This window comes from Nitrospirae bacterium YQR-1 (assembly GCA_039908095.1).
Lineage (GTDB): Bacteria > Nitrospirota > Thermodesulfovibrionia > Thermodesulfovibrionales > Magnetobacteriaceae > Magnetomonas.
The window spans coordinates 17,756-42,396 of record JAMOBJ010000031.1; the positions used below are offsets into that span (position 1 = coordinate 17,756).

21 protein-coding genes and 2 pseudogenes are annotated in these 24,641 nt (G+C 41.2%); 13 read left to right on the forward strand and 10 right to left on the reverse strand.

Going from position 1 to position 24,641, the window contains the following annotated elements:
- Positions 1-143: 143 nt before the first annotated feature.
- The 4 genes from H7844_12955 to H7844_12970 form a co-directional block, all read right to left on the reverse strand.
- The gene (locus H7844_12955) at positions 144-689 is read right to left on the reverse strand and encodes a hypothetical protein (protein ID MEO5358188.1); all 546 of its coding nucleotides are present in this window, start codon (positions 687-689) and stop codon (positions 144-146) included.
- Positions 690-1,353: 664 nt separating this feature from the next.
- Complete coding sequence (locus H7844_12960; protein MEO5358189.1) at positions 1,354-1,758, reverse strand: DUF5618 family protein; 405 nt, start codon at positions 1,756-1,758, stop codon at positions 1,354-1,356.
- 4 nt (positions 1,759-1,762) lie between these two features.
- Positions 1,763-1,954, reverse strand: a complete 192-nt coding sequence (locus H7844_12965; GenBank protein ID MEO5358190.1) for a helix-turn-helix domain-containing protein — start codon at positions 1,952-1,954, stop codon at positions 1,763-1,765.
- A 296-nt stretch (positions 1,955-2,250) separates the two neighbouring features.
- Positions 2,251-3,756: a glycosyltransferase family 39 protein gene (locus H7844_12970; GenBank protein MEO5358191.1), complete on the reverse strand. Its 1,506-nt coding sequence runs from the start codon at positions 3,754-3,756 to the stop codon at positions 2,251-2,253.
- Positions 3,757-4,053: 297 nt separating this feature from the next.
- On the opposite strand from H7844_12970, the gene H7844_12975 reads away from it, so the two are divergent.
- Positions 4,054-5,064 carry a flagellin FliC gene (locus tag H7844_12975; GenBank protein MEO5358192.1) on the forward strand — a complete coding sequence of 337 codons (1,011 nt, stop codon included), beginning with the start codon at positions 4,054-4,056 and terminating at the stop codon, positions 5,062-5,064.
- Between the two features lie 231 nt (positions 5,065-5,295).
- Here the strand turns inward: H7844_12975 and H7844_12980 are convergent, their stop codons facing one another.
- Genes H7844_12980 through H7844_12995 form a run of 4 tightly spaced genes read right to left on the reverse strand, consistent with a single transcriptional unit; the run spans position 5,296 to position 10,738 of the window.
- Positions 5,296-5,778, reverse strand: coding sequence for an FHA domain-containing protein (locus H7844_12980; GenBank protein ID MEO5358193.1), 483 nt, complete (start codon positions 5,776-5,778; stop codon positions 5,296-5,298).
- A complete protein-coding gene (locus H7844_12985; protein MEO5358194.1) occupies positions 5,765-6,376 on the reverse strand; it encodes a radical SAM protein in 612 nt (203 codons plus the stop codon). Before H7844_12985 ends, H7844_12980 begins: the two co-directional genes overlap by 14 nt.
- A complete protein-coding gene (locus H7844_12990; protein ID MEO5358195.1) occupies positions 6,343-8,169 on the reverse strand; it encodes an AAA family ATPase in 1,827 nt (608 codons plus the stop codon). Before H7844_12990 ends, H7844_12985 begins: the two co-directional genes overlap by 34 nt.
- On the reverse strand, positions 8,159-10,738 hold the full coding sequence (locus H7844_12995; protein ID MEO5358196.1) for a protein kinase: 2,580 nt from the start codon (positions 10,736-10,738) through the stop codon (positions 8,159-8,161). Before H7844_12995 ends, H7844_12990 begins: the two co-directional genes overlap by 11 nt.
- A 372-nt stretch (positions 10,739-11,110) precedes the next feature.
- Here H7844_12995 and H7844_13000 point away from each other — a divergent pair, with 372 nt between their 5' ends.
- Positions 11,111-13,684: a response regulator gene (locus H7844_13000; protein ID MEO5358197.1), complete on the forward strand. Its 2,574-nt coding sequence runs from the start codon at positions 11,111-11,113 to the stop codon at positions 13,682-13,684.
- A gap of 44 nt (positions 13,685-13,728) precedes the next feature.
- Here the strand turns inward: H7844_13000 and purF are convergent, their stop codons facing one another.
- Both purF and purL read right to left on the reverse strand, forming a co-directional pair.
- Complete coding sequence (gene purF, locus H7844_13005) at positions 13,729-15,144, reverse strand: amidophosphoribosyltransferase (GenBank protein ID MEO5358198.1); 1,416 nt, start codon at positions 15,142-15,144, stop codon at positions 13,729-13,731.
- Positions 15,137-17,383: a phosphoribosylformylglycinamidine synthase subunit PurL gene (gene purL, locus H7844_13010; protein ID MEO5358199.1), complete on the reverse strand. Its 2,247-nt coding sequence runs from the start codon at positions 17,381-17,383 to the stop codon at positions 15,137-15,139. Before purL ends, purF begins: the two co-directional genes overlap by 8 nt.
- An 880-nt stretch (positions 17,384-18,263) precedes the next feature.
- Here purL and H7844_13015 point away from each other — a divergent pair.
- The 11 genes and pseudogenes from H7844_13015 (at position 18,264) to H7844_13065 (ending at position 24,552) form a co-directional block, all read left to right on the forward strand.
- Entirely contained in the window at positions 18,264-18,980 is a 717-nt protein-coding gene (locus tag H7844_13015; GenBank protein ID MEO5358200.1) for a zinc ribbon domain-containing protein, read from the forward strand.
- A gap of 123 nt (positions 18,981-19,103) precedes the next feature.
- A complete protein-coding gene (locus H7844_13020; protein MEO5358201.1) occupies positions 19,104-19,982 on the forward strand; it encodes a hypothetical protein in 879 nt (292 codons plus the stop codon).
- Between the two features lie 11 nt (positions 19,983-19,993).
- Positions 19,994-20,548 (forward strand): hypothetical protein, encoded by a 555-nt coding sequence (locus H7844_13025; GenBank protein ID MEO5358202.1) that lies wholly within the window; start codon positions 19,994-19,996, stop codon positions 20,546-20,548.
- A 237-nt stretch (positions 20,549-20,785) separates the two neighbouring features.
- Positions 20,786-21,181, forward strand: a complete 396-nt coding sequence (locus H7844_13030) for a hypothetical protein (GenBank protein MEO5358203.1) — start codon at positions 20,786-20,788, stop codon at positions 21,179-21,181.
- A complete protein-coding gene (locus H7844_13035; GenBank protein MEO5358204.1) occupies positions 21,150-21,740 on the forward strand; it encodes a PBECR2 nuclease fold domain-containing protein in 591 nt (196 codons plus the stop codon). The genes H7844_13030 and H7844_13035 overlap by 32 nt, the downstream gene beginning before the upstream one ends.
- 196 nt (positions 21,741-21,936) lie before the next feature.
- Positions 21,937-22,200 (forward strand): annotated as a pseudogene (locus tag H7844_13040) (hypothetical protein).
- 63 nt (positions 22,201-22,263) lie between these two features.
- Positions 22,264-22,443, forward strand: a pseudogene (locus H7844_13045) (hypothetical protein).
- A 165-nt stretch (positions 22,444-22,608) separates the two neighbouring features.
- Positions 22,609-22,929: a hypothetical protein gene (locus H7844_13050; GenBank protein MEO5358205.1), complete on the forward strand. Its 321-nt coding sequence runs from the start codon at positions 22,609-22,611 to the stop codon at positions 22,927-22,929.
- A 141-nt stretch (positions 22,930-23,070) separates the two neighbouring features.
- Positions 23,071-23,241, forward strand: a complete 171-nt coding sequence (locus H7844_13055; GenBank protein ID MEO5358206.1) for a hypothetical protein — start codon at positions 23,071-23,073, stop codon at positions 23,239-23,241.
- Positions 23,241-23,426 (forward strand): hypothetical protein, encoded by a 186-nt coding sequence (locus H7844_13060; protein MEO5358207.1) that lies wholly within the window; start codon positions 23,241-23,243, stop codon positions 23,424-23,426. The genes H7844_13055 and H7844_13060 overlap by 1 nt, the downstream gene beginning before the upstream one ends.
- 22 nt (positions 23,427-23,448) lie before the next feature.
- A complete protein-coding gene (locus H7844_13065) occupies positions 23,449-24,552 on the forward strand; it encodes a phage tail tape measure protein (GenBank protein ID MEO5358208.1) in 1,104 nt (367 codons plus the stop codon).
- Positions 24,553-24,641: the final 89 nt, after the last annotated feature.

Below are 24,641 nucleotides of genomic sequence, written 5' to 3' on the forward strand. Positions count from 1 at the left end.
AAACGATTCAGTATCAGCGTATCCGGCGTTTTTAATACCTTCTAAGCGTTTTCCACCATACTTTGTCTCGATATGAGTTTTACCATACTTTTCATCCCCATTCTCTAGCCTTATCGGAGCGGCGGGGATGTCGGCTTCTTTGGCTATGTCATCAGTGATATGCCCGAAATCAAAAGTGCCGTCAGGGGCTTTGACAAAGGTTTTTTCGGTAGCAGTGGTGTTATATCTGGGGCAACCACGCCGCTCTCCACGGTGCCATTTAACCTATTGGGTGACACGGGCTCTGTAGCAGCTTCGTTTGCTTGACTAACAGGGGATGCCCCAGTTTCTTTATTATACAATTCATGTATTTGACTATCTGTTAAATTGATTAGGTGGTCAGGGTTATATTTACCTGTTTTAGCCAAGTTTGCCATCATTAAATCTATGTCTGTTATTGGTGGCTTACCAAGTGGTGCTTCTGGTGGAATATTCTCCCCTTCCGGTGTGCCAACAAATTGTGGTTTCGGAGCAGGCATTTCAACGGGTATGGGGGCGGATGGAGCAACGGGTTGGTCAGCTACCAAGGGTTTCTTTCCCTGAGACTCATTGCGTACAAACGGATGAACCCTTGCACCCTGTATTGGGCCCGCTATAGCGGCCATAAGGGCTGTCTCTTTTAATCGTTTCCCGAAATCGGCCAATGTCATGTTGGGGTCGGTAGTACTCTTGTCTATACCTGACTGTAGAGCTTCAGTAAATAGCTCACCCGGAATCTCGTGTGCATCTGATTTTGCAGAGTTAAATGTTATCGTTTTATCCTCGCTTTGCGGTCTTTATCGGACAGGAGTACATCAAGTTAATTTGTGAAGCTGAATACACCGCTCTGCGGTTCCATCTGCGCAGGCGCAGATATAAACCCATCTTTTAAACGTTATTTACTTACTCAGCAGTCACTTAGAATGAATCTTGAGTATTTGTTGAATTTCAAATATGCAAATATGTCTTATAATATTGCAGCAGAAGAAAACAAGACTTCTGAACTATTGTTAGATTATCTTTGTCATTTTATTCTATCCTCAATTGCTATATATCGGCCAACAATATGGAGGTCAATAACATTTGGTAAAACTGATTTGTTTCATGAAATTTTGGCACTATATAGAAGGTTTAATATTCATATTTTCAATATTAATAAAATTTTAGTATCCAAAAATATATTACTAGAAGGATATAGTGACGAATTCTAACTGAACGCTGCAAAGATCGTCTTTAAATACGGCAATTTTTAATCTTTTTCATAGTAGTTTTTCCATTCGCTTGTAAGCCGTCCTCACTTGCCTCGAACTTACGAAGTTGTTATCAAAATAATTATCAGCCGGTTACTTTCTTTATAAACACTTCAGTAGCTTTTAAAGCTGCTTTGACCATATCTGTCTCGTGTATTAAGCCCCTATAGTACCCTGCTATGTGAAGTGTGTCGTAGAGATAATCAAATTCCCTCATCAGCTTGCCGTTGTTTACGGATAACTCCTTTCTTAAAACTTCCCTGTAAGCCTCTGCTGACTTAGGAAGCTTCTTTTTAATCAACCCCCTCTTAATTAAAGCCTCATCTATGGCCTCCAGTAGCGCTAAATAGGCCGTGCTGAACGCCTCTCTTACAGGCTTAATGTCTGTATAAAAGTTATCATCTATCGGCGATTGACTCAGCAATTCCTTTGCATTGGCCAAATACCTTAAAGCCTCTCCTTGTGTGTGCGTTGTTGCTCTATGTGCCATTTTTTCAGTCCTTAACAGATTGTAGTGTTTTTTTGCTATCTCTTATAAAACGGTTAAGCTCCGTTTCCTCAATATACACCTTTCTTTCTGATAACGTAACGGACATAAGCCTACCCTCTTTGATCCATTTCCAAAGAGTTGACCTTGAGATATTCAAATTCTTTCTTACCTCAGATAACGGTATAAGCTTTTCCACAATTCTATCATATTAAGTCCATTAATGTTTGTCAATGCTTTTTATTAGAAAATAGGTATTGACATGTCGCACATAATAGACGCAAATAAAGCTATTATACTGTATAGCACAACTTATGGAGGTGTAAAAATGTCAAAACGTGTACCTTAATTTCACTTAAAAGTGGGCTTGACAATAGGGGCTACTATCGTCGACAAGCAGAGAAAACTTGTACAAATTCCAATGGATATATACCAAAAATCTATGTCCGATTAAATCGTAGCTACTCCATAATAAGCAATGCGGTAAGGAAAAGCCTACCGGCAGCATCTGACTCTGAATCGTGAGCCTGGCAGACCGTCATCCAAATAATCCGTGCCGCTGCATATCTCATTCAGAGCTCTGTCGGCCTTTTCGGTTTTGTTATAGTACAAATAGCATGTTCCATTGGTTTTGTCGGCTAATGCCGGGTTAAAGTAGCCACCTTCTTTTTCCAGTACATATTTATAAAATCGCACATATGTAAAAAACTCGTCGTTAATCAGAGTCAGTTTTTTAGGATTATAGTCAATTCCCTTTTTGTAAGCATACTTAAACCCATATCCTATGAAAGCCTCTACAGTTTTAGGCGGATAAACATAAAAATACAAGTAAAGAAAAACAGCAGCCTGAAGAATTAGTGTGATAAACACTGAAGGGGATAGAAATCTTACAGCCTTATAGTGTTTCAACTCATCAAAGGCATAAGCGGACAGTATCAACATAAAGAGCGCAATAAGGAGACCCCTTAAGGACTGAGGGCATTCAAAGGTCAAAGCACCGGCAACTGGTGATATGACAAGAAAGGCTGCTAACAGTCTGACAAATTTGTTTTCAAAAACATGCCTTTTTCTGAGAGCAAGGTAAATCCAAAAAATGAAAAGAGCAAATACCGTTACATACATCAGGCCAAAGTTTCCGATTCCAAGCCTGAGATTAACATCCCCTTTGGTAAGCAGGTATTCAGGGCTGAAAAATGAAATATAATTTTTAATAAAGAGCAGTGTTTTTTCAAAGAAAGATAAGCCCGGATCGTAGAGGTAAGTGGTTTCTTTAAATCTGACTGTAAGAGCGTCAGGATTTCTTTTAACAAAAACAGCATACGGTATCAGCGATATTAGAAACGAAAGAACAAAGGAAATGTTTCGTAAAAGATATCGCCGGCGTCTATAGATAAAAACAACTGCAACAGCCATAGGAAATGCAATGAGTCTTGAGCTCGTGTAAGAATATACGGAAAGCCCCAAAAAAAAGCCTGCAACAATTGCAAAGAACAAATTACTTGAGTTGATGAGAAAATCCTCTTCATAGGTTTTATATATAAAAAACAATAAAAGCGTAATAACAGTTAACTGTGAAACAGCCTCAAAAGCTATTCTTGAAATGATAAAAAACCACGGAAGCGTGCCGGCACTTATGAGGGCATATAGCAGGATTTTTTTGTTGTCCGGGAAAATCCTCTTAATTAAAAAGAAAAACACCAATAAAAATATTGAAAAAAATAAGAAGCTGGTAAATCTGAGGTAAAACTCAGAAAATCCATGTACTTTGAACACTATTGCATTAACGTATATATACAGAGGATTTTTGTACTCACCGAATGCTCTGAAAAACAAAGGATATGGTATTTTGTATTCGTCAAAGCCATGTTTTGCTATTAAATATGCGTTGTTTCCAATAGAAGTCTCATCTACAAAGAATCCCCTTGGAATTTCACTCAGCTTGAAAATATGAATAAACAACACCATCATAAAAACAAAAATGATCAATAATTTTTTCAACATTTAATAGTGTTCCGGCATTATTAAAAGAAAATCTCTCAACAAAATCATTGATTTAATACCATAATTAATGATAGATAAAAATACAAAAAAAATCAAGACAGACTTGACTTTTTGAGTAAATTATTAAACAATAGTGACAGATGGTATAAGGGGTCGACGCTGGGGGCGCAACCCTGTATTAGTGTTATTATCGGTTTTTTTATTGTATTGCTTTAGGGATTGGGGAAAAAAACTTGTGAAGCAGCTTTTCATAACAAAATTTTAATTTGAGAAAAATCTTCGGGTGGGGGGGTAGGTATGGCATTCGTTATAAATACCAACATAATGTCAATCAATGCACAGCGTAATCTCAACAGGACACAGGGACCACTACAGGATGCTATGCAGAGGCTGTCGTCGGGCTTAAGAATCAACTCAGCTAAGGATGATGCAGCAGGATTAGCAATAGCAACACGAATGACGGCACAAATCAGGGGGCTTACGGTAGCGGTAAGAAATGCCAACGACGGTCTGTCAATTACACAAACGGCAGAGGGTGCTTTGGATGAGGTAACCAATAACTTACAGAGAATCCGTGAACTCGGTTTGCAGGCATTGAGCGGTCAATACGGCTCAACCGATGTTGGTTACATGCAAAAAGAGGTTAATTCACTTGTGGAAGAGATAGGACGGATATCAGAGCAAACAAAATTTAACGGCAAGAGATTGTTGTCGGATTCCTTCAGTGTATCCATGAAAGTAAGTTATTCGGCAAGTGATTCGGCAATTTCGATGAATGTGCCATCGGTCAACACAGACGTATTGGGCGGAAACACCTATACATCAAGCGGAAAAGACGGTACTATCATGTATTTGAAAGACATCCATACTGCAACATCAACAGCAGTAGAGGGTGTGGGAGACGCCTCATGGGTAAGCGGAGCCGGATATCCCTCAGCATTTAGCTACACAGCAAGCGTCTCAATAACTTATACAGGCAGGGCATCATTTATGGTAAATGATGTCAGTCAGTCAACAGGATTGAGGTCTGCTGCATCGAATGCAATAGCGATTGTAGATTCGGCAATAACCTCTGTGACCAGTCTTCGGGCTTCCATGGGTGCTAAGTCAAACCAGTTTGAGGCGGCAATTCGTAATCTGGATAATGTTTTAGAGGCTTCACAGTCCTCCAGATCGAGAATCATGGATGCAGACTTTGCCCAGGAGACGGCAAACCTCACAAAATCCATGATACTCCGGCAGGCAGGCATTTCCGTCTTATCGCAGGCCAACACCGCCCCTCAAAGTGTTCTTAATCTTTTAAGATGAGGAGTTTCAGGCTCTTTTATACCAAGTAGCAGTCAAAAGAGTAACGAGGCGGCAAGGAGAAAGCGACACCTCCCCTTAACAGGGGATTCCCCTTTAGGGGAGACGCTGAGGAGCTTTTGACGAAGCTAACAAAGTTAATCGAATGACTGCAACTTGGTATTAGACGATTGAATGCTGCTTGCTATCACATCCAGAAAGTGTATTTGCTAATATAGCGAATTTTAAGAAAATCTACTTTACTGTCATATCTAAAGAAAACGATAGTGTGAGCTTTTGGTTTTGCTTAATCTCTGTCCTTTGCCCTGTTGTCAGTCTTACATCATCAAGATATGTCTCATTTGTGGAATTCAGATCCTCAATCAACCACTTACCGTTTTCAAAGGTAAATTTAACATGACGGCGGGATACTGTCGGAAAATCAGCTATTACATCCGCTCCCACCGCTTTTCTGCCCACCACATCCCCCGGCTTAACCACTATTTCCCTGCCGTCTTTAAGCCGTAATAACAAGCGGTTTTTGACTTCCACGATTGTTCTGTCATCAGAGGTAGCAGGCGGCGGCACTGCTTCAAGGGCTTCCTGAGATACTTTGAATTCATCGGTAAACTCATCGTTTGGCTTTATGCCTGAGATGTCTCCAAAACAACGGCTGCACATCATATCAGCCGATGAATTAACCCCCCTGCATGTCGGACACACTTTAACCAATCCCATTTAAAATTGCCTCCATATCCTGCTGCCGCGGGATGCCGGCTATGAAAATCCTGTCCTTAAGCTTAATCACCTGAAGCGGTCTCATATTTCCCCTTTGGCTTAAATACTTTTCATATACGGCTACCAGAGATTGCTGTTTTGACAAGACTATTGCCCTCTGATTCTCTGAGCCCTTCCACCACTGTTGCGTCTCCATGCCGGCTGTGAACTCCCCGTCTATCAATACATCCACAAGCGGCAAGATATAGCCGTACTTCAAAGCTAACTCCTCATGCCTGTATCCGCTATAAAGTAAAATGTCATTAAAGCCCCTCTCTCGTATCAATAGCAAGAGCTCATACAGGGCATCCGGCTGAAAAAAGGGCTCCCCGCCGCTTATTGTTATCCCGGACCCCTGATATTTACTCAGTGCCGCCATTACCACTGATGTAGTTGTTTTATGCACAGCACTTTGTTCCCATGTAAACTCAGACATACAGCCGCTGCATCTTATGTTGCAGCCCTGAAACCATATCCCGACACGATTACCCGGCCCAAGGGTGCTCAGTGGATAGTGAATCAGGTTTATATATATATCTCTGCTATTATGATTTCCCATACCTGCTCCGATTCCGTTAAGTCTGTTACAGTTACCGTCTCCCCGGGCTTTATCCCATAATCAAAAAGTGCTCTCGATACCGGATTAACAAAAGCAGTTTCAAGTTTGTTTCCTATCCCGCGTCCTCCCATTGTAAGGTCGGCACAGCAGTAATCATTAAGCTTTTTTGATACCTCATCAGTTAATTTCACTGTGATTTTAAAACTATCCTCTATTTTTTCTAAAACGCTGCTAATCATCTTTTTAACAATAGCGGCGGCGGACTCCGGCCTTATAAAGTCAAACACCACGATATTGTCTCCGATTCTGTTTAATATCTCCGGCCTGCCAAGTTTATACTTAAAGAAATCCTCTATAGCAGTCTGTATTTCCGTTGTGATTGCATCTAAGGGCATACCCGGGTCAACCCGCATTTTCTTTTGGCCCTCGGCGCTTATGTCATATATCCCCAGATTGCTCGTAAATATTATCAAGCTCTCGGAAAAATATACAGTCTCACCGCGCCCGGAGGTTAACCTGCCGTCATCTAAAATCTGTAGAAATATGTCAAGGATTTTAGGGTTGGCTTTTTCTATCTCATCAAACAGGATTACGGAAAAAGGGTTTTGTTTCACGGAATTTGTCAGCTCCCCCCCCACATCATATCCTACATATCCGGGTGGCGCTCCTACCAGCCGCTGGTCGGCGTGCTCTTTGGAAAACTCACTCATGTCAAACCTGATGTAACTTGTCTCTGAGCCAAAGAGCAGCTCAGTGAGCGCCCTGGCAAGCTCAGTCTTTCCCACCCCGGTGGGGCCTGCAAAAAACAACACCCCTTTAGGGCGCTGGGAAAACTTTGAGTACTGTGCCCCTGAGAGATTAAACACAGCACGTTTTACTATGTCTTGTGCCCTTCGTATGGCATGAGGCTGCCCCTTTACCCTTAAACTTAAAATTTCAACCGACTTTGATATTTTATCGAAATCCAGCTTTGACCATGGATTTTCCACTATGCCGAGTTTATAGGCTCGTATGGCTGACCCTATCTCTGAAAACACAATCCCCTGTTTTCTTGCCAACGATACAATGGATATTATCTCCGTACCATGTAAATTATTTGTCTGGTCTATAAAAAGGTTGATGTTTTCACCTTTTCTATTATCATCAAGTGTGTTAAAGCCGGTTATATTTTTCGCAAGGTTTTCAATAATAATTTTTCTTAAATGAAAGTCCGGCCTCGGCACTGCCAGGACTTTAACCTTTGGGCTTTCCAGGGTAAACCATGCAGGAATATCGTTTTCCTTATTGAGTAGCCATATTATCAGGTTAAACTGCGGAAACGCAGCCCCATCGGCAATTACCGGTATTGACTTCTGGGAAAGATGGTAGGCTCTGTAGTAAAGCTCCTGCATATCATTAGGTGCGATGTCTTGCAGCCGTGAGGCGAAGTTCATAATTACGGCTGTGTAGGTTGTATTTGTTGTTGAAAACTGCTCAATTATTCCGGCAGCCTTTAAAGGTGTGCATGGATAGGGTTTTTCCTTTTTAATCTCCTCAGGGGTAATTTTTTTTATCTTTTCCGGCTCCCCCTCCATGACTTCAAAGCCGTAGAGTGGCTCGTATGCCAAAATGATGGAGTATCCTGCCTCTTTAAGAATTCTATGCAGATAGTCTGTCATCTTTAAAGTCGTTACGGCGCCGGAAATCTCTATTGGATAAATGTCAAACACATTTCCCCACAGAATAAACTGTGGTTTAATTGTCAGAAACCTGATTATTTCCCTTGCCCATTTAGGCATAATCTCATTTGTCATCGTCTTGTTGTCCTTTGCTTTCAGTTTCTTTGTAAAGGGCGATGGCCTCTTCTATTCTGAATTGAAATCTCATATAGGCGTTCATACAGACGTTTAGAAAAGATGAGTCACTAAAGACACCCTTGATTGTATCTGTTATGATGCCGCTTAAAAATTCTATTCCAGGATTTTTTTGAATACTCCGCTCTATCGAACGAACCAGCCCAGGTGTTTTCTGCTCTATTTCAAACAAGAATTCCGTATCCGAAAACTCCCATCGTATCTCACTCGATTTTAATGCTTCCAGATATAATAACAGTTTTTTTAAAACCGAGTATTCGTCTTTTTTATAACTGTATGCCATGTAGAATTCCTTAAATTCATAATCAAGCGTTGTCTTTAATTCATCCATAAGAAAATTGATAGTTGGGATTTTAGATAATTCCACCTTGTTTGTAATACACTTAGCCAGTTGCAGGTACCGGTTAAAATAATTGGGCCTGGTTCTGAAAATTTTGATAAGCCCTGTGATTTTTCTTTCCGTGTTTAATCCGGTTAAATCCTTAATGTGAGCTGTGATGTATGTAATGTTGTATGGGTAATCACGTGCATGATTTCTTATATCATCCTCAGTTATAAGCTGATTGTTTTTAATCATGTGGCGGAGGGTCTCCAGTGATTTACAATATTGTGGAAACATGGAGCCTGCAATTGTCTCCTGCTGTATAGAGACCGGAATAATGTACTTCTGTAGAAGACTGTTGTAATAATCCTTTTTTAGCAAAAAACCAGCGTCTTTTATTTTTTTAAGAAATTCTACTGCTTCTTTGTATTTTTGGACGTCACTACCCATAAGATGATTTTTAACGTCTGCCGGTAAAATGTAATCCTCTTCAAGTTCTTGAAAAACTCTTTTTTTGATGAGCATACCGCCCTTGTAAAGCTCAAGCAGGACTTTTACAGATGCAACGTAATCGTCAAACTTGCCTCCGGTTATATCATTCTGTAAGCACTCAGGTACGATATATTTTTCTGTGAGGATGTTGTAATCATTCTTTTTAATGAGAAAATCTGTTCGGCCTGCAATAATATCTGATTTATTAAAAAAGTCATTTTTTATTTCAGCAGGGAGTACATAGTGTTGGGCATCAATCATGATCTGAAGGGATTTTAACTGCTCGAGTTTTCTTTCATATGAGGTGCTTCCAAAAAACATCTTTGTAAGATTTTTAAGAGTGTTCAGGAAATCGTTATCTTGATTTTGTGTCAAAGCGATATAGTCTTTATAGTATGTAAGGAGGCTGCCGCTAAGGAGGCTGTCTATGATTACAGATTCACCTTTAGTGCTTTCATCATTAAGAGCTTTAGTTGCATAGAGGCATATATTATTTAATGTTATCAGTTTTCCGTACAGGGCAAAGGGAAGTGATTTATCTCCAAAGGAATAGATGACTTTAATAAGGCTGCGGTCGGGGTCGTTTAGTTCAATGCTTAAGAGATTGTCAAGGCGGATAGAGGCGCTGTAATTGCCGTTTTGCATAAGCCACTTGTTAATGTAGCGCCTTTGGATATAGGAGAGAGCTGCCTCCCAGTCCTCCTCACTCTCTATAAAGACTGCTGCAAGCTCCTCTAACTCAAAGTACTCCTTGTCTCTGTGGACAAAGGGTATTGCAAACTTTTTTCCTTCAACCTGCTCTTTGGAGTAGTACTCAATGAGGCTTTTATCGCCTCTGAGCCACCTGCTGACTTCATCATACCCCCAACGGGATTTTGGGTCTCTGGTCAGAAGCCCCCTTATAAGTACGGCATACTTTGGGGCAATATCGTCAGGGACGGTAATTCCTTTTGTTGAAAGCGTGTACATGATAACTCTTGTGTCAAGACCTGAAAAAGGATGACGGCCCAGGAGCAGCTCAAGGACAATAACCCCAAAGGACCACCAATCGGACTGTTTGCCGACAACACCGGTAAAGGCCTCCGGTGCCCAGTACAGAGGGGTACCCTTTACGGTTGTCAGTTTTTTTGACAGTTCAGGGTCCATAAGCGAGGATATCCCAAAGTCTATAAAGACAAGGTTAAGGGGTGCATTGGCTTTCACTAAAATATTTGAAGGTTTTAAATCGTTGTGAATTATATTGTTTTTGTGAAGGACATTGATGGATTCGCTTATTTCGCTTATTATCCCATCAAGTAGTGCATGCCCGGCCGGAGCCGTTACAAAATCTTTCAGTGAGCCAAAGGCGGCATACTCCTCAATCTCATACCATCTGCCGGCCTCAGTGTCAAAGCCGCTGTCTGTTATGGATATGATATGGTCGGGGAAGCGGGCGCTAAGTTCTTTCATTTTTTTTAACACCTCGGGCTTAGGCTCCATACCGGTTCTGTAGAGTTTCAGAACACTGGTTTTCCCATTTTGCTCAATCAGGTAAATATCGGCCTCAGCACCCTTAGCGGGCAGCTCATCCACAATCGTATAGTTTTTAAAGGAGTTTATCTTGCCTGATTTGGCGTGTTTAACCTCAACCAGAGTCTTGTCGCTCTCAACCAGCGTTTTATCTGAATCAATCAGCGTTCTGTCGGGGTCACTCATTTGTTTTGATTACTCCGTAGTAGCGCAACAGTTGTGTAAAACAGCTTCAGCTGTTATTCCTCGCTGATATAATACCCAATGGTGTCTGAAAATGGCAATGAATACGTCATACCAAGTAGCAGTCATTCGATTAACTTTGTTGGCTTCGTCTAAAGCTCCTTGACGTCTCCCCTTAAGGGGATTCCCTTATGAGGGGAGGTGTCGCTTTCTCCTTGCCGCCTCGTTACTCTTTTGACTGCTACTTGGTAACACATGCCGGTTTGCGAATTGCAGACTGAGTTTTGATATTGATTTAATTTAGAGTTTTGATATAATATGGCGATGGTAGCAGCACTGCCGTTTAAGTAAAAGAAAGGTTAGGGATTTAACAGCATGAACTTGCTAAGAAAGTTTTTAAAATTTGATTTAAGCAGCATATCCCTGACGCTAAAGATGACTCTCATTACAGTGCTGGTTGGTTTTGTTGTGAGCACAGCAGGCGGATACTTCCTTGATAAAAATCTCGAGGGTCTTCTAAAAGAACTGTTAACTGAAAGACTTCCCATGTTTGCCTCTTTAGTCTCCATTGAGGATGTAGAGAATCTGACTTTCAGCATCAGGTTTAAAGCCAGGTTGTTGAGTATGTTGGCAGCTTCCACCTTAATATGTTCTTTTGTAATAATAATGATGTTTGTAATGAAAAAGATCGCAGCCCTGAATCATGAAATTACTGAGTTTTCAAAGGAGATAGATGTAAACTTAGACCGGCACAGTTATGTGGGAGATCACCTGTACCAGCTTGAGCAGAGGTTTAGAAGGCTTTTCGATGAGATAGTGACCTCGAGAAAGGCAATAAAAGCGCAAAATGAAGAACTGGAGGTAAAGGTATTCGATAGAACTCTGGAGCTTAGCGCCTCTAATGAAAAACTTATGCTGGAAGTCTCTGAGCGTGAGAAGATTGAGCAGGAATTGGAGAGAAATCTCTCTTTCACTGATGCTGTGCTTGAGTGTATAGATAACGGCATAGTGGCATGTGACAGCGAGGGGGTCTTAAAGCTGTTTAACAGTGCAACTCAAAAGCTGCATGGATTACCTGCTGAGCCGATACCACCTGAGGAGTGGGTGAGCTACTATGACTTGTATTTATCCGACGGTAAAACTAAAATGCAAATAACCGATATACCTCTTTTTAGGACATTGACAGGTGAGGATGTTACAAATGTGGAAATGGTGATAGCTCCCAAAAACGGCATTCCCCGTACATTACTTGCAACGGGCAGGATGCTGCTTGATAAAGACGGTAATAAAATAGGTGCAGTGGTATCAATGCATGATATCACTGAGCGTAAGAAAGCCGAGGATGAATTGCTCAGAGCCAAGGAAGCAGCCGAGGAAGCGAACAGGGCAAAAAGCTCATTTTTAGCTAACATGAGCCATGAATTCCGCACTCCCATGAACGGCATAATAGGAATGACTGAGCTTGTACTGGATACTAATCTGGGCTCAGAGCAAAGAGAGTACCTAAATATTGTTATGAACTCATCGAAACATCTTCTTGGTTTGTTGAATGACGTTCTCGATTTCTCTAAAATAGAGGCTGGGAAGATGACTGCTGCGGAGATAGATTTTGATTTAATTTCAACTATAAAATCCACAGTACAGCCTCTTGCTATTGTGGCAATGAAAAAAAATCTTGAGTTAAACACCGAAATTGCACCGGATGTGCCCACAGCGCTCAGAGGAGATGCAGGGAGGTTAAGACAGGTGTTGGTTAATCTGATTGGCAACTCCCTGAAGTTTACGGAAAAGGGTAAAATTGAATTAAAGATTACAATGTTTCCCACAGTTTTAAGAAAGGGCGTCTCCGATACAGATGAAACAAGGATGCTGTATTTTTCAGTAAGTGACAGCGGGATAGGAATTCCTGCGGATAAACTTGACATGATTTTTGACAGCTTTTCCCAGTGTGAAAATTATATGACAAAAAAGTATGAGGGGACAGGGTTGGGATTGGCGATAGTGAAACGAGTTGTTGGGATGCTGGGAGGGGAGATATGGGTGGAGAGTGAGACTGGAAAGGGAAGCATTTTTCATTTTACAGCTAAGTTTTCGCTCTCAACAACACCTGTTGCAATTCTTTCAAATGTGCCGGAGGTGAATTTAAAAAACAAGCGCATACTCATAGTAGATAGTAATGCAGTAAGTGCAAAGGAAATATCAGAGATGGTAAGAAACGAGGGCTACTATGCAGACATTGCCATCGGCGGTTATGAGGCTTTCGGTATGCTTAACTACTCTGACATGAGCTATGACATAATCATTTTAGATTTACAGCTCTCGGATATGGATGGATTTGTTTTTTCGGAAAAGATAAAATCAGACAAGAGACTATCTCATGTTAAACTGATTGTGCTTGTAGCAGCCGGTTTAAAGGGAGATGACATACAGTGCAGGGAACTTGGTATTGTCGGCTATCTGGTCAAGCCGGTGTATAAATCGGACTTGTTGGGGCTTCTTTCTATGTTGGTGGATGCAGCGGCACAGCAGTCGGGGCAGCTTCTGACACGCCATACAGTAATGGAGTCGAGAAAGTCCATAAGTATTTTGGTAGTCGAGGATAACCCGGTCAACCAGACGCTTGCGGTTAAACTTCTGCAAAAGCGCGGCTATACTACCTCAGTGGCCGGCAACGGACAGGAGGCATTTGATATGTTGGCTGCAAGTCACTTTGACCTTGTCCTTATGGACGTCCAGATGCCTGTGATGGATGGCCTTACGGCTACAAAGCAAATCAGAAGTGCTGCAGATATCAGGATAAATGCTTTTATTCCAATAATAGCGATGACAGCTCATGCCCTTAAAGGTGACATGGAGATATGTCTGGAGGCCGGCATGGATGATTATATTACTAAACCGCTGGGAACAAAGGATTTATATAAAATAATTGAAAAATATACGGATTTGTAATAGCTGAGACTGTTAACTTTCTTTTTTTCAGGAGTTTCTCCCTGCTACGTAAAAAACAACTCCATCTGTGTATAATCCACATCAGTCACCTCTTGTAAGGCGATGGGATATTTATTATTAAAACATGCGTAACAGTAATCGTCAGGGTTTGGGATTGCCAGTTTAAGGCCTTCAAGGGAAAGATAGGACAGGGAATCGGCAGTGATGTATTTTCTGATTTCATCAACTATATGCGTTGAGGCAATCAGCTCGGTTCTGGTAGGAGTGTCTATACCATAAAAGCACGGGCTAATTGTGCACGGTGCACTTATTTTCATATGAACTTCCTTTGCCATGGCGACTTCTCTGAGCATTTTTACGATTTTCTTACTGGTTGTGCCGCGTACAATGGAATCATCCATGACAACCACCCGCTTCCCCATTATCAAGGACTTTATAGGATTGAGTTTTATTTTAACGCCAAAATGCCTTATGTTTTGCTTTGGCTCTATAAATGTCCTTCCTACATAGTGGTTTCTTACAAGGCCGAAGTCAAATGGAATGCCACTTTCGTTGGCATAACCGATCGTTGCCATAACGCCTGAGTCCGGCACAGGGATTACCACATCAGCCTCTGTGTTTGACTCCCTTGCCAGTTGTTTACCCAGTTCCTTTCTTACATCGTGAACGTTTATACCGTCAAAGATATTGCTGTCGGGCCTTGCAAAGTAAATAAACTCAAACACACAATAAGCACGCCTTGTGCTTTTTATTGCCTTAAATGAATGCAGGCCGTTGTGGTCAATCGTTAACATTTCACCGGGTTCAATGTCCCTTAAATAGGTGGCCCCTATAAGGTCAAAAGCGCACGTTTCGGAGGCCACAACATAAGCATCGTTGTATCTGCCCAAACACATGGGGCGCACTCCGTAGGAATCCCGTATGGCTATCAGCTCATTTTCTCTCATTATCAACAAACTAAAAGCACCACGAATTTCATTGACTGCACGGATTATTTTTTCTTCCGCCGAGGACGCCCTCAGACGTGCTATCAAATGTATTATAACCTCACTGTCTGAGCTTGACTGAAAGATTGCTCCGTCACTTTCCAGCCGCCGCCTAAGCATATGGGCATTGGTCAGGTTGCCGTTGTGGGCTATGGCAAGCGCCCCCAGTGAGAAGTTTACCATTATGGGTTGTACATTTTTTAAAGCACCGCCACCGGCTGTTGAGTACCTGTTATGCCCTATGGCGATATCACCGGGAAGCCTTTTTATCCTTTTTTCATAAAACACTTCAGAGACATGTCCGATACCTTTTTCAACATACAGAGTCTTACCGTCCGATGAGCATATTCCAGCCCCCTCCTGCCCCCTGTGCTGCAGGGCATAAAGCCCAAGGTAGGTCAGGTTGGCTGCCTCAGGATGGCCAAATACGCCAAATATTCCACACTCCTCATGTATGTCATGAAAATTAACCATCGGCTAATCCCCTTTTAAGAGACTCTTTGTATGCCGTGGAAATGTCGCTGCACTGTACTTCTGTCAAGGTTTTTCCCCCCAGAGTTATTTTAAACATTCCATTTTGCACTGTTTTTCCTATTATATGAAATGGCACTGATGCGCTCTTTGCCATAGACTCGATTTTACCGGATGCGCCGGCACTTACCACTATACGGCCTGAGGACTCTCCATAGAGCAGTGTGTCCGTCCGCAGCCCCGCACTTATTGGCAATAGCTCCGCCTCCAACCCTACATTACCCACAATTGAACACTCGGCAAGGGCTACGGCAAGCCCTCCTTCCGACAGATCATGAGCGCTATTGAGAAGCCCCCTCTTACACAATTCCACCATCAGTTCTATCAGGGAGCTCTCCATTTTTAAATCCACCGGATGCGGCAATCCCCTTTCTATCCCATGCAGAAGACTTAAGTATTCACTGCCGCCCAGAGAGCCTGCTGGGGGGCCCAGCAGCATGACAATATCACCATGAGCCTTAAATCCCATAGAGAGAGCCTTTGATGCGTCCTCTATGATTCCGACAACGCCGACCGTTGGAGTGGGATATATGGCGGTACCTTTTGTCTCGTTATATAAACTAACATTACCACTGATTACGGGTATGTTAAGAGCACGGCAGGCATCCCCAATTCCCCTTACCGCCTCTGCAAACTGCCACATGACCTCGGGTTTTTCCGGGTTGCCAAAGTTCAGACAGTCGGTCACGGCAAGGGGCTTTGCGCCTGTTGCGGCCACGTTTCGGGCCGACTCTGCAAGCGTATGAACGCCGCCCATGTATGGGTCAAGGTAACAGTACCGGCTGTTGCAATCCACCGACATGGCAAGCCCCTTTTTACCGCCTTGTACCCTTATCACTGCTGCATCCGCCTTGCCAGGAAGCAGCACGGTTGAGGTTCTGACCATATGGTCATACTCCTGCCACACCAGCTCCTTTGAGGTTATTGCAGGAGATGAAAGGAGTTTTAATAAAACATCGTTATTGTCGTTAAGTACCTCTATCTCAGACTCATCAAGAGAGTTTAAATTATCCTGATAGCCGGGACGTGCCTGTGGCCTGTCATAAATGGGGGCCTCGGTTGAAATCCGTGAGGCCGGAATCTCAGCTACAGTTTCGCCGTGCCACTTAACTCTGAGATAGCCGTCCCCGCTTACAAAACCAATGGCTACAGCCTCAAGGTCCCACTTTTTAAATATTGAAAGCAGCGATTCAAGGTTTTTTTCCTCCGCCACGATAAGCATCCTCTCCTGGCTTTCCGAGAGCATGATCTCATATGGGATCATGTCGGCCTCTCTTAAAGGCACCCGGCTTAGCTCCAGCTCAATGCCCATGTTTGCCCGTGCCGCCATCTCAGAGGACGATGAGGTAAGCCCAGCCCCCCCCATATCTTGTATGCCCACGATAAGATTTTCTTCCCTCATGGCCTCAAGGCAGGCCTCAAGAAGGAGTTTTTCCGTAAATGGGTCTCCTACCTGAACGTTGGGTTTTTTCTGCTGAGCATCATCTGTAAACTCCTCAGAGGCCATTGTGACACCGTGGATGCCATCCTTGCCGGTCTTAGAGCCGACATAGACGATGAGATTACCCACCCCTGTAGCCTTACCGTAAAATATGCGATCGATGTCAGCTATTCCCAGATTAAACACATTAACAAGGATATTTCCGGCATAGCAGGGATGAGCGTAAATTTCACCGCCGACTGTGGGCACTCCGATGCAGTTACCGTATCCGGCAATGCCTGAGACCACGCCGCTGAAGAGGTGCTTGTGATAGGGCTCGGAAAGCGGGCCGAAACGCAGCGAATTAAGGCTTGCCACAGGTCTTGCCCCCATCGTAAAAACATCCCTTAGTATGCCGCCCACCCCGGTTGCCGCCCCCTGATACGGCTCTATAAAGGACGGATGGTTGTGGGATTCCATTTTAAACACAGCCGCCTGATTGTCCCCGATGTCTATGATACCGGCGTTTTCACCCGGCCCCTGGATTACCCATGGCGCTTCAGTCGGAAAGTTTTTAAGGTGTATTCTTGAACTTTTGTACGAACAGTGCTCAGACCACATGACTGAGAAAATACCCAGCTCGGTAAAAGTCGGCTCCCTACCCAGTATCTTTAATATTGTTTCGTATTCATCCGGCTTAAGACCATGTTCTTTAATCAACCGGTCTGTTATCTGAGGTTCTCTCATTTGCGGTCGTTTCACGTAAACTGCCCCTTCATTAAAATATATTTTTTACAGAATATATTTCTTAATCTTGATTTTTAAGGCTACTTCTGCATTCTAACATAAATGAATAAACAATTGCTTTTCAGTTTTTGTTATGTAGTGGATTTCTGAAATTTTATAGTGGATTTCTTGCCTTTATAGTTAACTGCGTTAACAAAGAACTGGATTCCGGCATTCGCTCGGAATGACAGAAAAGGAGGAAAGAAAGACCTCCCCAATAACGTACTCCTCTGTATTGCCGCCTCCGAGCGGCAATGACAGAGGAGGGGCCTTTTCTTCAGTCATTTCTTTTCAGTCATTGGGGAGGGATGTTATAAGTAAGTACTTGAAAATGTTATAAGTTGCTCTTGAGATACTTTAAAATGCTTGGAATTAGGTGTACGGTAGCTTTACTTTCGGAGGCTTTTCAAACTAAATTTGAAATGTATTATTCAAACAGAGATGGTTGTTTGGCTGCGTTTTCTGCGGTGTTTTTAGCATCTTGACGGCATTTACTTTTAATGATTTTGTAAATATACGGTAAGGAATAGTTTGTTGCTTTTGCTAATTCTCGCTGATTACTCTCTTTAAAATTTTTCAGAATATAATCATGTTTAGTCTTTCGTAACAATAATGAAATATCTGGAATGTATATATATTGTTTAGAGAATCTAAACGCCTCAAATTCCTGAAAAATAGCAAAAAATCAATCCCAAGTCCCTTTATGTCAAGGGTTTAATGTCATTTCCATATATATTACAATATTTTGTATTAGAAAAAATAATGGTTGATTATCCATGCTGGATAGTAGTTTTCAAAAAAAGTTTGAAATGATATAATTGCGTATGATACTAAGGGTAGAGAGGAGGGGAAAGAAATGGCATGGGAATGTCCAAATTGTAAGAGAACCGGCCCTGATAGGATAGAGACGTGTCTGTGCGGGTATAATAAGGTTACGAAAGAAAATATAAAACCAATACCTCAAAAACAATGTCCTTATTGTTTTACAGCGATGGATATCAGGGCTACGGTCTGTCCATCATGCAGAAATAATATAGTTGTCGCTAAAAAAAGTAAACTTGCAGCTAATTATGGCAGCATCATCGGGGCTATTCTTATAGTCTTTTTTATTATAGGTGTAATCTTTTCCGGTTTCAAAGATGATACAAAAGCGAATATAACACAAAACTCTCAAGCTCAACTACCCGAAAAAGTTTCCAAAACTAAAGAACAAATTACAAATGAAAGAAGGCTGTTCGCCGTTAAATATGAAAAGGAACTCTTACTTAAAGGATTGAATGTAGTGATTTATTTAAGTACAGATAAATTAGAAATAGAAGGAGATCGTGAAGATGTAATGGTTATTGAATATCCTTTATTCTCACGGCCATGGGCTTATCAGTTCGCTAATAATAAACAGACTTTATTCGCATTAAATAGTGTCGGGATTAAGGCTGTGGAATTAAGAAGGGAATACAATCTTTTTGATAGATATAAAGATGTCTGGAATATAGATACAAAGAATGGCTATGTAAAGGAAGGCGGGATAAGTGAACATCTGCGGGAACAACGATTTCGAGAAGTCCTAAATTAATAAGTAACTACCCTCCCTTCCCGCTGGTGGTGGGGGATGACCGGAGGGGGAAGGGGAGAAGGGAAAGGTGCAGAGGGGAAGGGAAAAAATAAGCAATAAAATATTGGAATAAAGGGGGTTGAAATGAGCGAAAAGACCAGAGAGATTTTACATTATATCTTGAGATTGAAAACAGGGGATATAAAAACACCGGTAATTCAAACAGAGATAATAAACACTTGCATGAATGAACTAATGAATAGGGTTCCGGGTGAGAGGCTACTCATTAGAAAGAACAATAATCGTTTTCACTTCTTAAAGGATTACAGGAGTGAATCTCATTATGGCTTGGGATATTTTATATCTGCTAAATACAATCATATGCCGGATTTGATTTCTCTTGAAACATTAAAGACAAGGCCTAATCCCAAAGAACCGAATGAAGGAGAAGCTGAAAAAACTCATTTTGCATTAGGACTCGGAGAGACAGAGGCATATTTAATTTTAGAAAAGAAGCATGGCGGGATTTCTATAGGATTAATTAAAGAATTCATAGAAAATCAACTAAATATCATTTTCAAAAATAACAATAAATTTGGTAAACACTATTTTCTCTCATATCAATTATTAGTGGCTGGAGATTTTTTAAGTAATTTAAATAAGATGAAAACAATAAGAGTAGCTGAGATATATACGCCATCTGAAATACTCACCGATACTTTTGTTAGCGATGCTATAATACCGGCAGAAATAAAAGATAACATAATAATAACACTATCGGCAAAAAAGAAGGGCACGTTGTCTTTTATCGAAAAAATACATTCGACACATTTTGGTAAAAATGATAAAATAATTTCAAGATTGAGAGTTCGTGGTAAAACAGAAGATAATGCTAATATGGTGTTAGACACAGATCGTATTATTGAGAAAATAAAGATAGAAGTTGAGCTTGACGAAAATGGTCAAGTGGTGACGGAATCAATATTTCCTCAATTAGCAACGATAATCAGGGGGATGATCTGAAAGGGTTCTACATGGATTTTCGGATTCCAATTATAGAATATTTTATCGTATTAAAGAGAAATGAATTTATTTATGAATGGTGCTTTCCTTTGGCGCTGACAACATCATTATATTTTCTTTGTAATGATTATATAAACACAGAATTTGTTAAGTTTTTTATTTCTACGACAATCAGCCTGATAGCGATACTTTTAGGGTTTACAATAGCAGCAATTGCAATATTTACAACAGCCAATCAAGACAGGACGCCTGTTTTGAAGGTTGAAAGTGAAAGAAAAATATTAGGAAAGAGCATCACATATTTTACCTTAATTTACATGAATTTTGTATTTTCGATAATATCAGGGACTGCGATCCTTATGATGACAATATTGAATCTCTTTCTTTTATCCTCAGTGAATATAAACAACCCATACATGGTAAAGATAGTGTTTATTATATTTTTTCTAATAGTGTTTGGGATACTGCAAAATATACTGCTTTCTTTGAGGAATATAACAAGTTTATATCTGATATTCAGGGTAGAAGTAAGAAAAAAGGTATCAGAGCCCTCAGACATTCAATAAGTCTAAACTACCGAATCCCTGAAATCCAGTCCTTACCCCTACCAGCCACCCCCTGCTACCTAACCCCCTGAAGATTTTATCCTAAATCCTTTAACAGGATAATTTTAATGCTAAAGGGGTAGGTGTTAAGCTCAAAGCATGAGCTTTTTTGCCAGAAAAGACTCCTCAATGTGAGAGGAAGGGCGGATACCCTGATCTCCGCTCTTCCTTCCCTCCCTTCACTAAAGGTGATTCCCGTTGACAGATGAATCTATGACAGCCCTTAAAGAGATGTTAGTCCGGCACGAGGGAATGAGGCTTAACGCTTATAAAGACACGGTCGGCAAATGGACAGTTGGAGTAGGCCGTAATCTTGATGATAAGGGAATTACTGAGGATGAATTTCAATATATAACGTCTAATTTTAATGGATTTAAATCTTTTGCTCTCACCTGTAATGAATTTTTAAACGATATCAAAGGTATTGGAATAACGAAAGAAATCGCCTTATACCTTTTAGATAACGATATAGCAGAATGTGAGGAAAAGTTAAAGAGACTCACCTTTTATGACTCACTTTCGGACATTCGCAAGATGGTACTAATCAGCATGTGCTTTAATCTTGGATTCTGGGGCCTGGTGGGGTTTACTTGACGCTTACACAGTAACTGAATGGAAGCCTACTGAAGCGAAACCAAAAATCAAATGGGAAAAACTCAAAGGAAAAGATTATACAAATTATGATAGGCCGCATGACGTCCCGATGACAACCGGAATTAAAGCAGGAAAGATTACGAGTAATGGATATGAAGCCGTTACTTTTTTGAAAGACTTGCTCGACGGGAAGGAAGAGAAAATATTTATTCACAACTATGGTGATTTTACACAATCTGTTTTGGTAAATGCAGAAGCGTTAGGAAGACATATGGATAAAGAAGGTTTTTTAAGGACAAAATATTATCCGTTTTTGATAGAAACAATAAAAGACCCATATGAGATATGGGCATCATTTGAGAAGAGCAGCGTAGATGGCAGTGTAGTATTAAGAGAATATCTGATCAAAGGTTTTGAGTTAGAAAATGATAAAAAAAGAGGGTGTTTTGTTGTGTTGCAATCAATAAACGGCAAATTAGAAACATGGACTTTTGTTTATACATCACAATTAGATGCTTTAAACAAAAGACGTGTTGGGATATTACTTTATGGAAAGTAAAATCAGATGTCAAGCCCTACGGCAACTTGCATCACCATTGCCGATTATCGGAGCCGTAGTCCAATCGGCAACAATACGATTATATTTTAACTCTTTAGGAGGGAAATAGCAAATGGCAGGAGCACTTTTAACAGTAGAAATAGACGATAAGGGATTAAGTGAGCTTTTGAATACGCTATTAACCCGCACACAAAACATGAAGCCCGTCTTTGAAATAGTCGGGAAGATTCTTAGAGATTCGGTAAGAGAGAATTTTTTAGCCGGTGGCCGGCCTGAGAAATGGACTCCGCTTAAAGACGCAACACTGCTTAATACAATAAGACGTGGTGAAAACATGAAGGTTCACCTAAAGCAAAAAGGCGGGCTAAAGAAAAAAGCAGTAAACAGGCTTGCTGATAAGAGAATTTTAATTGAGAGCAAACATCTGATGAATTCAATAAACTACAAAGCCTCAAAAGACAAGGTAGAAATTGGCACTAACGTTGTGTATGGCGCCACGCACCAATTTGGCAGGGATGCTATAAAGGGTATATTTGCATATGAAAACAGCAGTGCCGCTGATGAAATAACTAAGGCCGATATTGGCAAAGACTGCTACATAGTGGATGATCAGAGCGTGGCAAAGACGGACGGAACAGGTACAAGATCAGTGGCCGGCAAGGTTTTTGACGTAAACAGTCATGGTGTTTGGGTGAAGTTTTAAAAGAGCAGGAATAGAACAGTAGAACAGCAGTGCAGCAGAGCAACAGACCAGCAGGGCTACTGCTCTGCTGCGCTATCCCTTGTCTGTTGCTCTACTGCTCTCAAAGGAGGGCTCTGCAGAACTACTGCGCTACTACTCTAATAAACAGAAAAAAAGGAGACAACAATGCTCAAATCAAAAATTGTAACCATAGGCAATAAAAAGATAACGATAAACGAGCTGAGGGCAAAAGACGCTTTAACGTTGTTTGCAGATGAAAACAATGTGCTTGGCAAATTTCTGTCCGGTGATGTTGAAGCCACAAAACACATGCTTACTCTTTCCGGCAATTTGACGATAGAAGAGGCTGTTGAGTGCATGGAGGCTGCTAATGATTTTGTTGTGATTCATCGGGCAATCATGGAGATAAACAAAAGTTTTTTCGAGGGTTATACTCTGATGATTCAGAGGATGATTGCAATGACAAAGTCGTTGACGGGCTCTTAATGCAAATTACGTTTTTAATCAACAACGGCCACGTTAATGCTTTTGAGTATGGTTTTTCGTGGTTTGAAAGGATAGTTAAAACACAACTAAAAATGTTAACGCCGAGAGAGGAAATAAAGTAATTTAAACATGAAGTTAACGATGACAAGAATACCGATGACAAGAACAATTGACCAGAGAGAGGTTGCTATGAAATTCCCGAATTTCTCTAAAGAAGGGGAAGCACACAAAAGTATAACAATGATACCCACTGAAAGTAAAAAAATCGTTTGCTTAACTGATAATTTCTCTTTAAGCATGGGAACCTCCTAATGGCTGAGACTAATGTTAAAATCGTTATAGAGGCCACCCCGAAAGGTTTTGACAAACTTCAACAAAATTTCAAGAGTTCTATTGATAGTATAACGAATTTTTCTAAACAAATAAAGACGGCTGACAATGAGCTTTCAAATGCTTTCCAAAAACTTAATGTTCCCTATACCTCAAAGTGCATCTGAGCTTGGAGCCGGTCTGTATAAGATGATATCAGCCGGTGCATCGGTGGAGGATGCCCCTGCTGCTTTAGAGGCCTCAGCAAAGGCTGCCGTTGCAGGCGTTACAGATACAAAAACCGCCATCACCGCAGGGATGGCAGTCATTAACGCCTACGGTATGAGCTTAAATGACCTTGGACGTGTCTATGATACATTCTTCCAGACGGTTAAAATTGGTGTTACAACCTTCCCTGAATTGTCTCAAAGTATCGGCAATGTGTTACCCACGGCCAGAGCTGTAGGAGTCGGGTTTAACGAGGTATCGGCGGCATTGGCACAACTAACAAATGGCGGCATTAAAACTCCTGAAGCCGTTACAGCTCTTAACTCAGCATTGAGGTCTCTTGCAATGCCCACAGCAAAGGCAAAAAGTAAATTGCGAGAACTGGGAATACAGTGGAATGGCCTTATGGGCACGCTTGAACAAATTTCTAAATTACACCTGTCAGCCTCAACGCTCAGTGAAATAATCCCTGATACGGAGGGTATTAAGGGTGTGATGTCCTTAACTCAGAATTTTAATGGTCTTGTAGATACATTACGTCAGATAGAAAAAGCAGCCAGTTCTACTGAAAGCGCTTACAAGAAAATGGAAAATACTCTGGAAAATCAAATCAAATTGTTTAAAAACTCATTGGATGCCATCAGTGGTTCATTAATGGCCTCATTTGCCCCAGTTGTGATTATGGTGGCAGGAGCAGTAAAGACGATGCTTGATTCTTTTAATGAGTTGCCGGCAGCGGTCAAAGGTATAACAGTTGTTTTAGGCGTTGCTGCCATTTCTTCTACAGTTTTTGGTAGCAGCATATCAAAACTGACAATTTATATGAAAGGGCTTTCCCTGTCAACAATAAGTGCAACTACTGCAATCAAAAGTCTAAACGGAGCATTTGCTGCCGCCGCAGTGGCTACTACTAGTTGGGAACTCGGCACGGCAATAAGTAAACTTAAAATTGAAGGTACAACTGTTGGCGATTATTGGCAATCAATGTTTACAGAGATGTCATTACACCGAAAACAGGAATCCGGCTCCTCCTTAATAACAGAGAGATACTATGATAGAAACATGAAAGATAGCCTCATTGGTTAAAATAGTAGCCAGGACCAACAAGGAGGGCAACAGAAATGAAGACAACAGGAATAAGAGTAAGAGATTTGGCAAAAGGCAAAGAAGTGTTC

Excerpts from the sequence above, each read along its gene's own strand:
- H7844_13055 (MEO5358206.1), top strand. The coding sequence starts at position 23,071 with ATGACAAGAATACCGATGACAAGAACAATTGACCAGAGAGAGGTTGCT.
- H7844_13065 (MEO5358208.1), top strand. The coding sequence starts at position 23,449 with ATGATATCAGCCGGTGCATCGGTGGAGGATGCCCCTGCTGCTTTAGAG.
- H7844_12975 (MEO5358192.1), top strand. The coding sequence starts at position 4,054 with ATGGCATTCGTTATAAATACCAACATAATGTCAATCAATGCACAGCGT.
- H7844_13025 (MEO5358202.1), top strand. The coding sequence starts at position 19,994 with ATGGATTTTCGGATTCCAATTATAGAATATTTTATCGTATTAAAGAGA.
- H7844_13015 (MEO5358200.1), top strand. The coding sequence starts at position 18,264 with ATGGCATGGGAATGTCCAAATTGTAAGAGAACCGGCCCTGATAGGATA.
- H7844_13060 (MEO5358207.1), top strand. The coding sequence starts at position 23,241 with ATGGCTGAGACTAATGTTAAAATCGTTATAGAGGCCACCCCGAAAGGT.
- H7844_12990 (MEO5358195.1), bottom strand. The coding sequence starts at position 8,169 with ATGACAAATGAGATTATGCCTAAATGGGCAAGGGAAATAATCAGGTTT.
- H7844_12960 (MEO5358189.1), bottom strand. The coding sequence starts at position 1,758 with ATGGCACATAGAGCAACAACGCACACACAAGGAGAGGCTTTAAGGTAT.
- H7844_13000 (MEO5358197.1), top strand. The coding sequence starts at position 11,111 with ATGAACTTGCTAAGAAAGTTTTTAAAATTTGATTTAAGCAGCATATCC.
- H7844_13050 (MEO5358205.1), top strand. The coding sequence starts at position 22,609 with ATGCTCAAATCAAAAATTGTAACCATAGGCAATAAAAAGATAACGATA.
- purF (MEO5358198.1), bottom strand. The coding sequence starts at position 15,144 with ATGGTTAATTTTCATGACATACATGAGGAGTGTGGAATATTTGGCGTA.
- H7844_12970 (MEO5358191.1), bottom strand. The coding sequence starts at position 3,756 with ATGTTGAAAAAATTATTGATCATTTTTGTTTTTATGATGGTGTTGTTT.
- H7844_12980 (MEO5358193.1), bottom strand. The coding sequence starts at position 5,778 with ATGGGATTGGTTAAAGTGTGTCCGACATGCAGGGGGGTTAATTCATCG.
- H7844_13020 (MEO5358201.1), top strand. The coding sequence starts at position 19,104 with ATGAGCGAAAAGACCAGAGAGATTTTACATTATATCTTGAGATTGAAA.
- H7844_12995 (MEO5358196.1), bottom strand. The coding sequence starts at position 10,738 with ATGAGTGACCCCGACAGAACGCTGATTGATTCAGATAAAACGCTGGTT.
- H7844_12955 (MEO5358188.1), bottom strand. The coding sequence starts at position 689 with ATGACATTGGCCGATTTCGGGAAACGATTAAAAGAGACAGCCCTTATG.
- H7844_12985 (MEO5358194.1), bottom strand. The coding sequence starts at position 6,376 with ATGGGAAATCATAATAGCAGAGATATATATATAAACCTGATTCACTAT.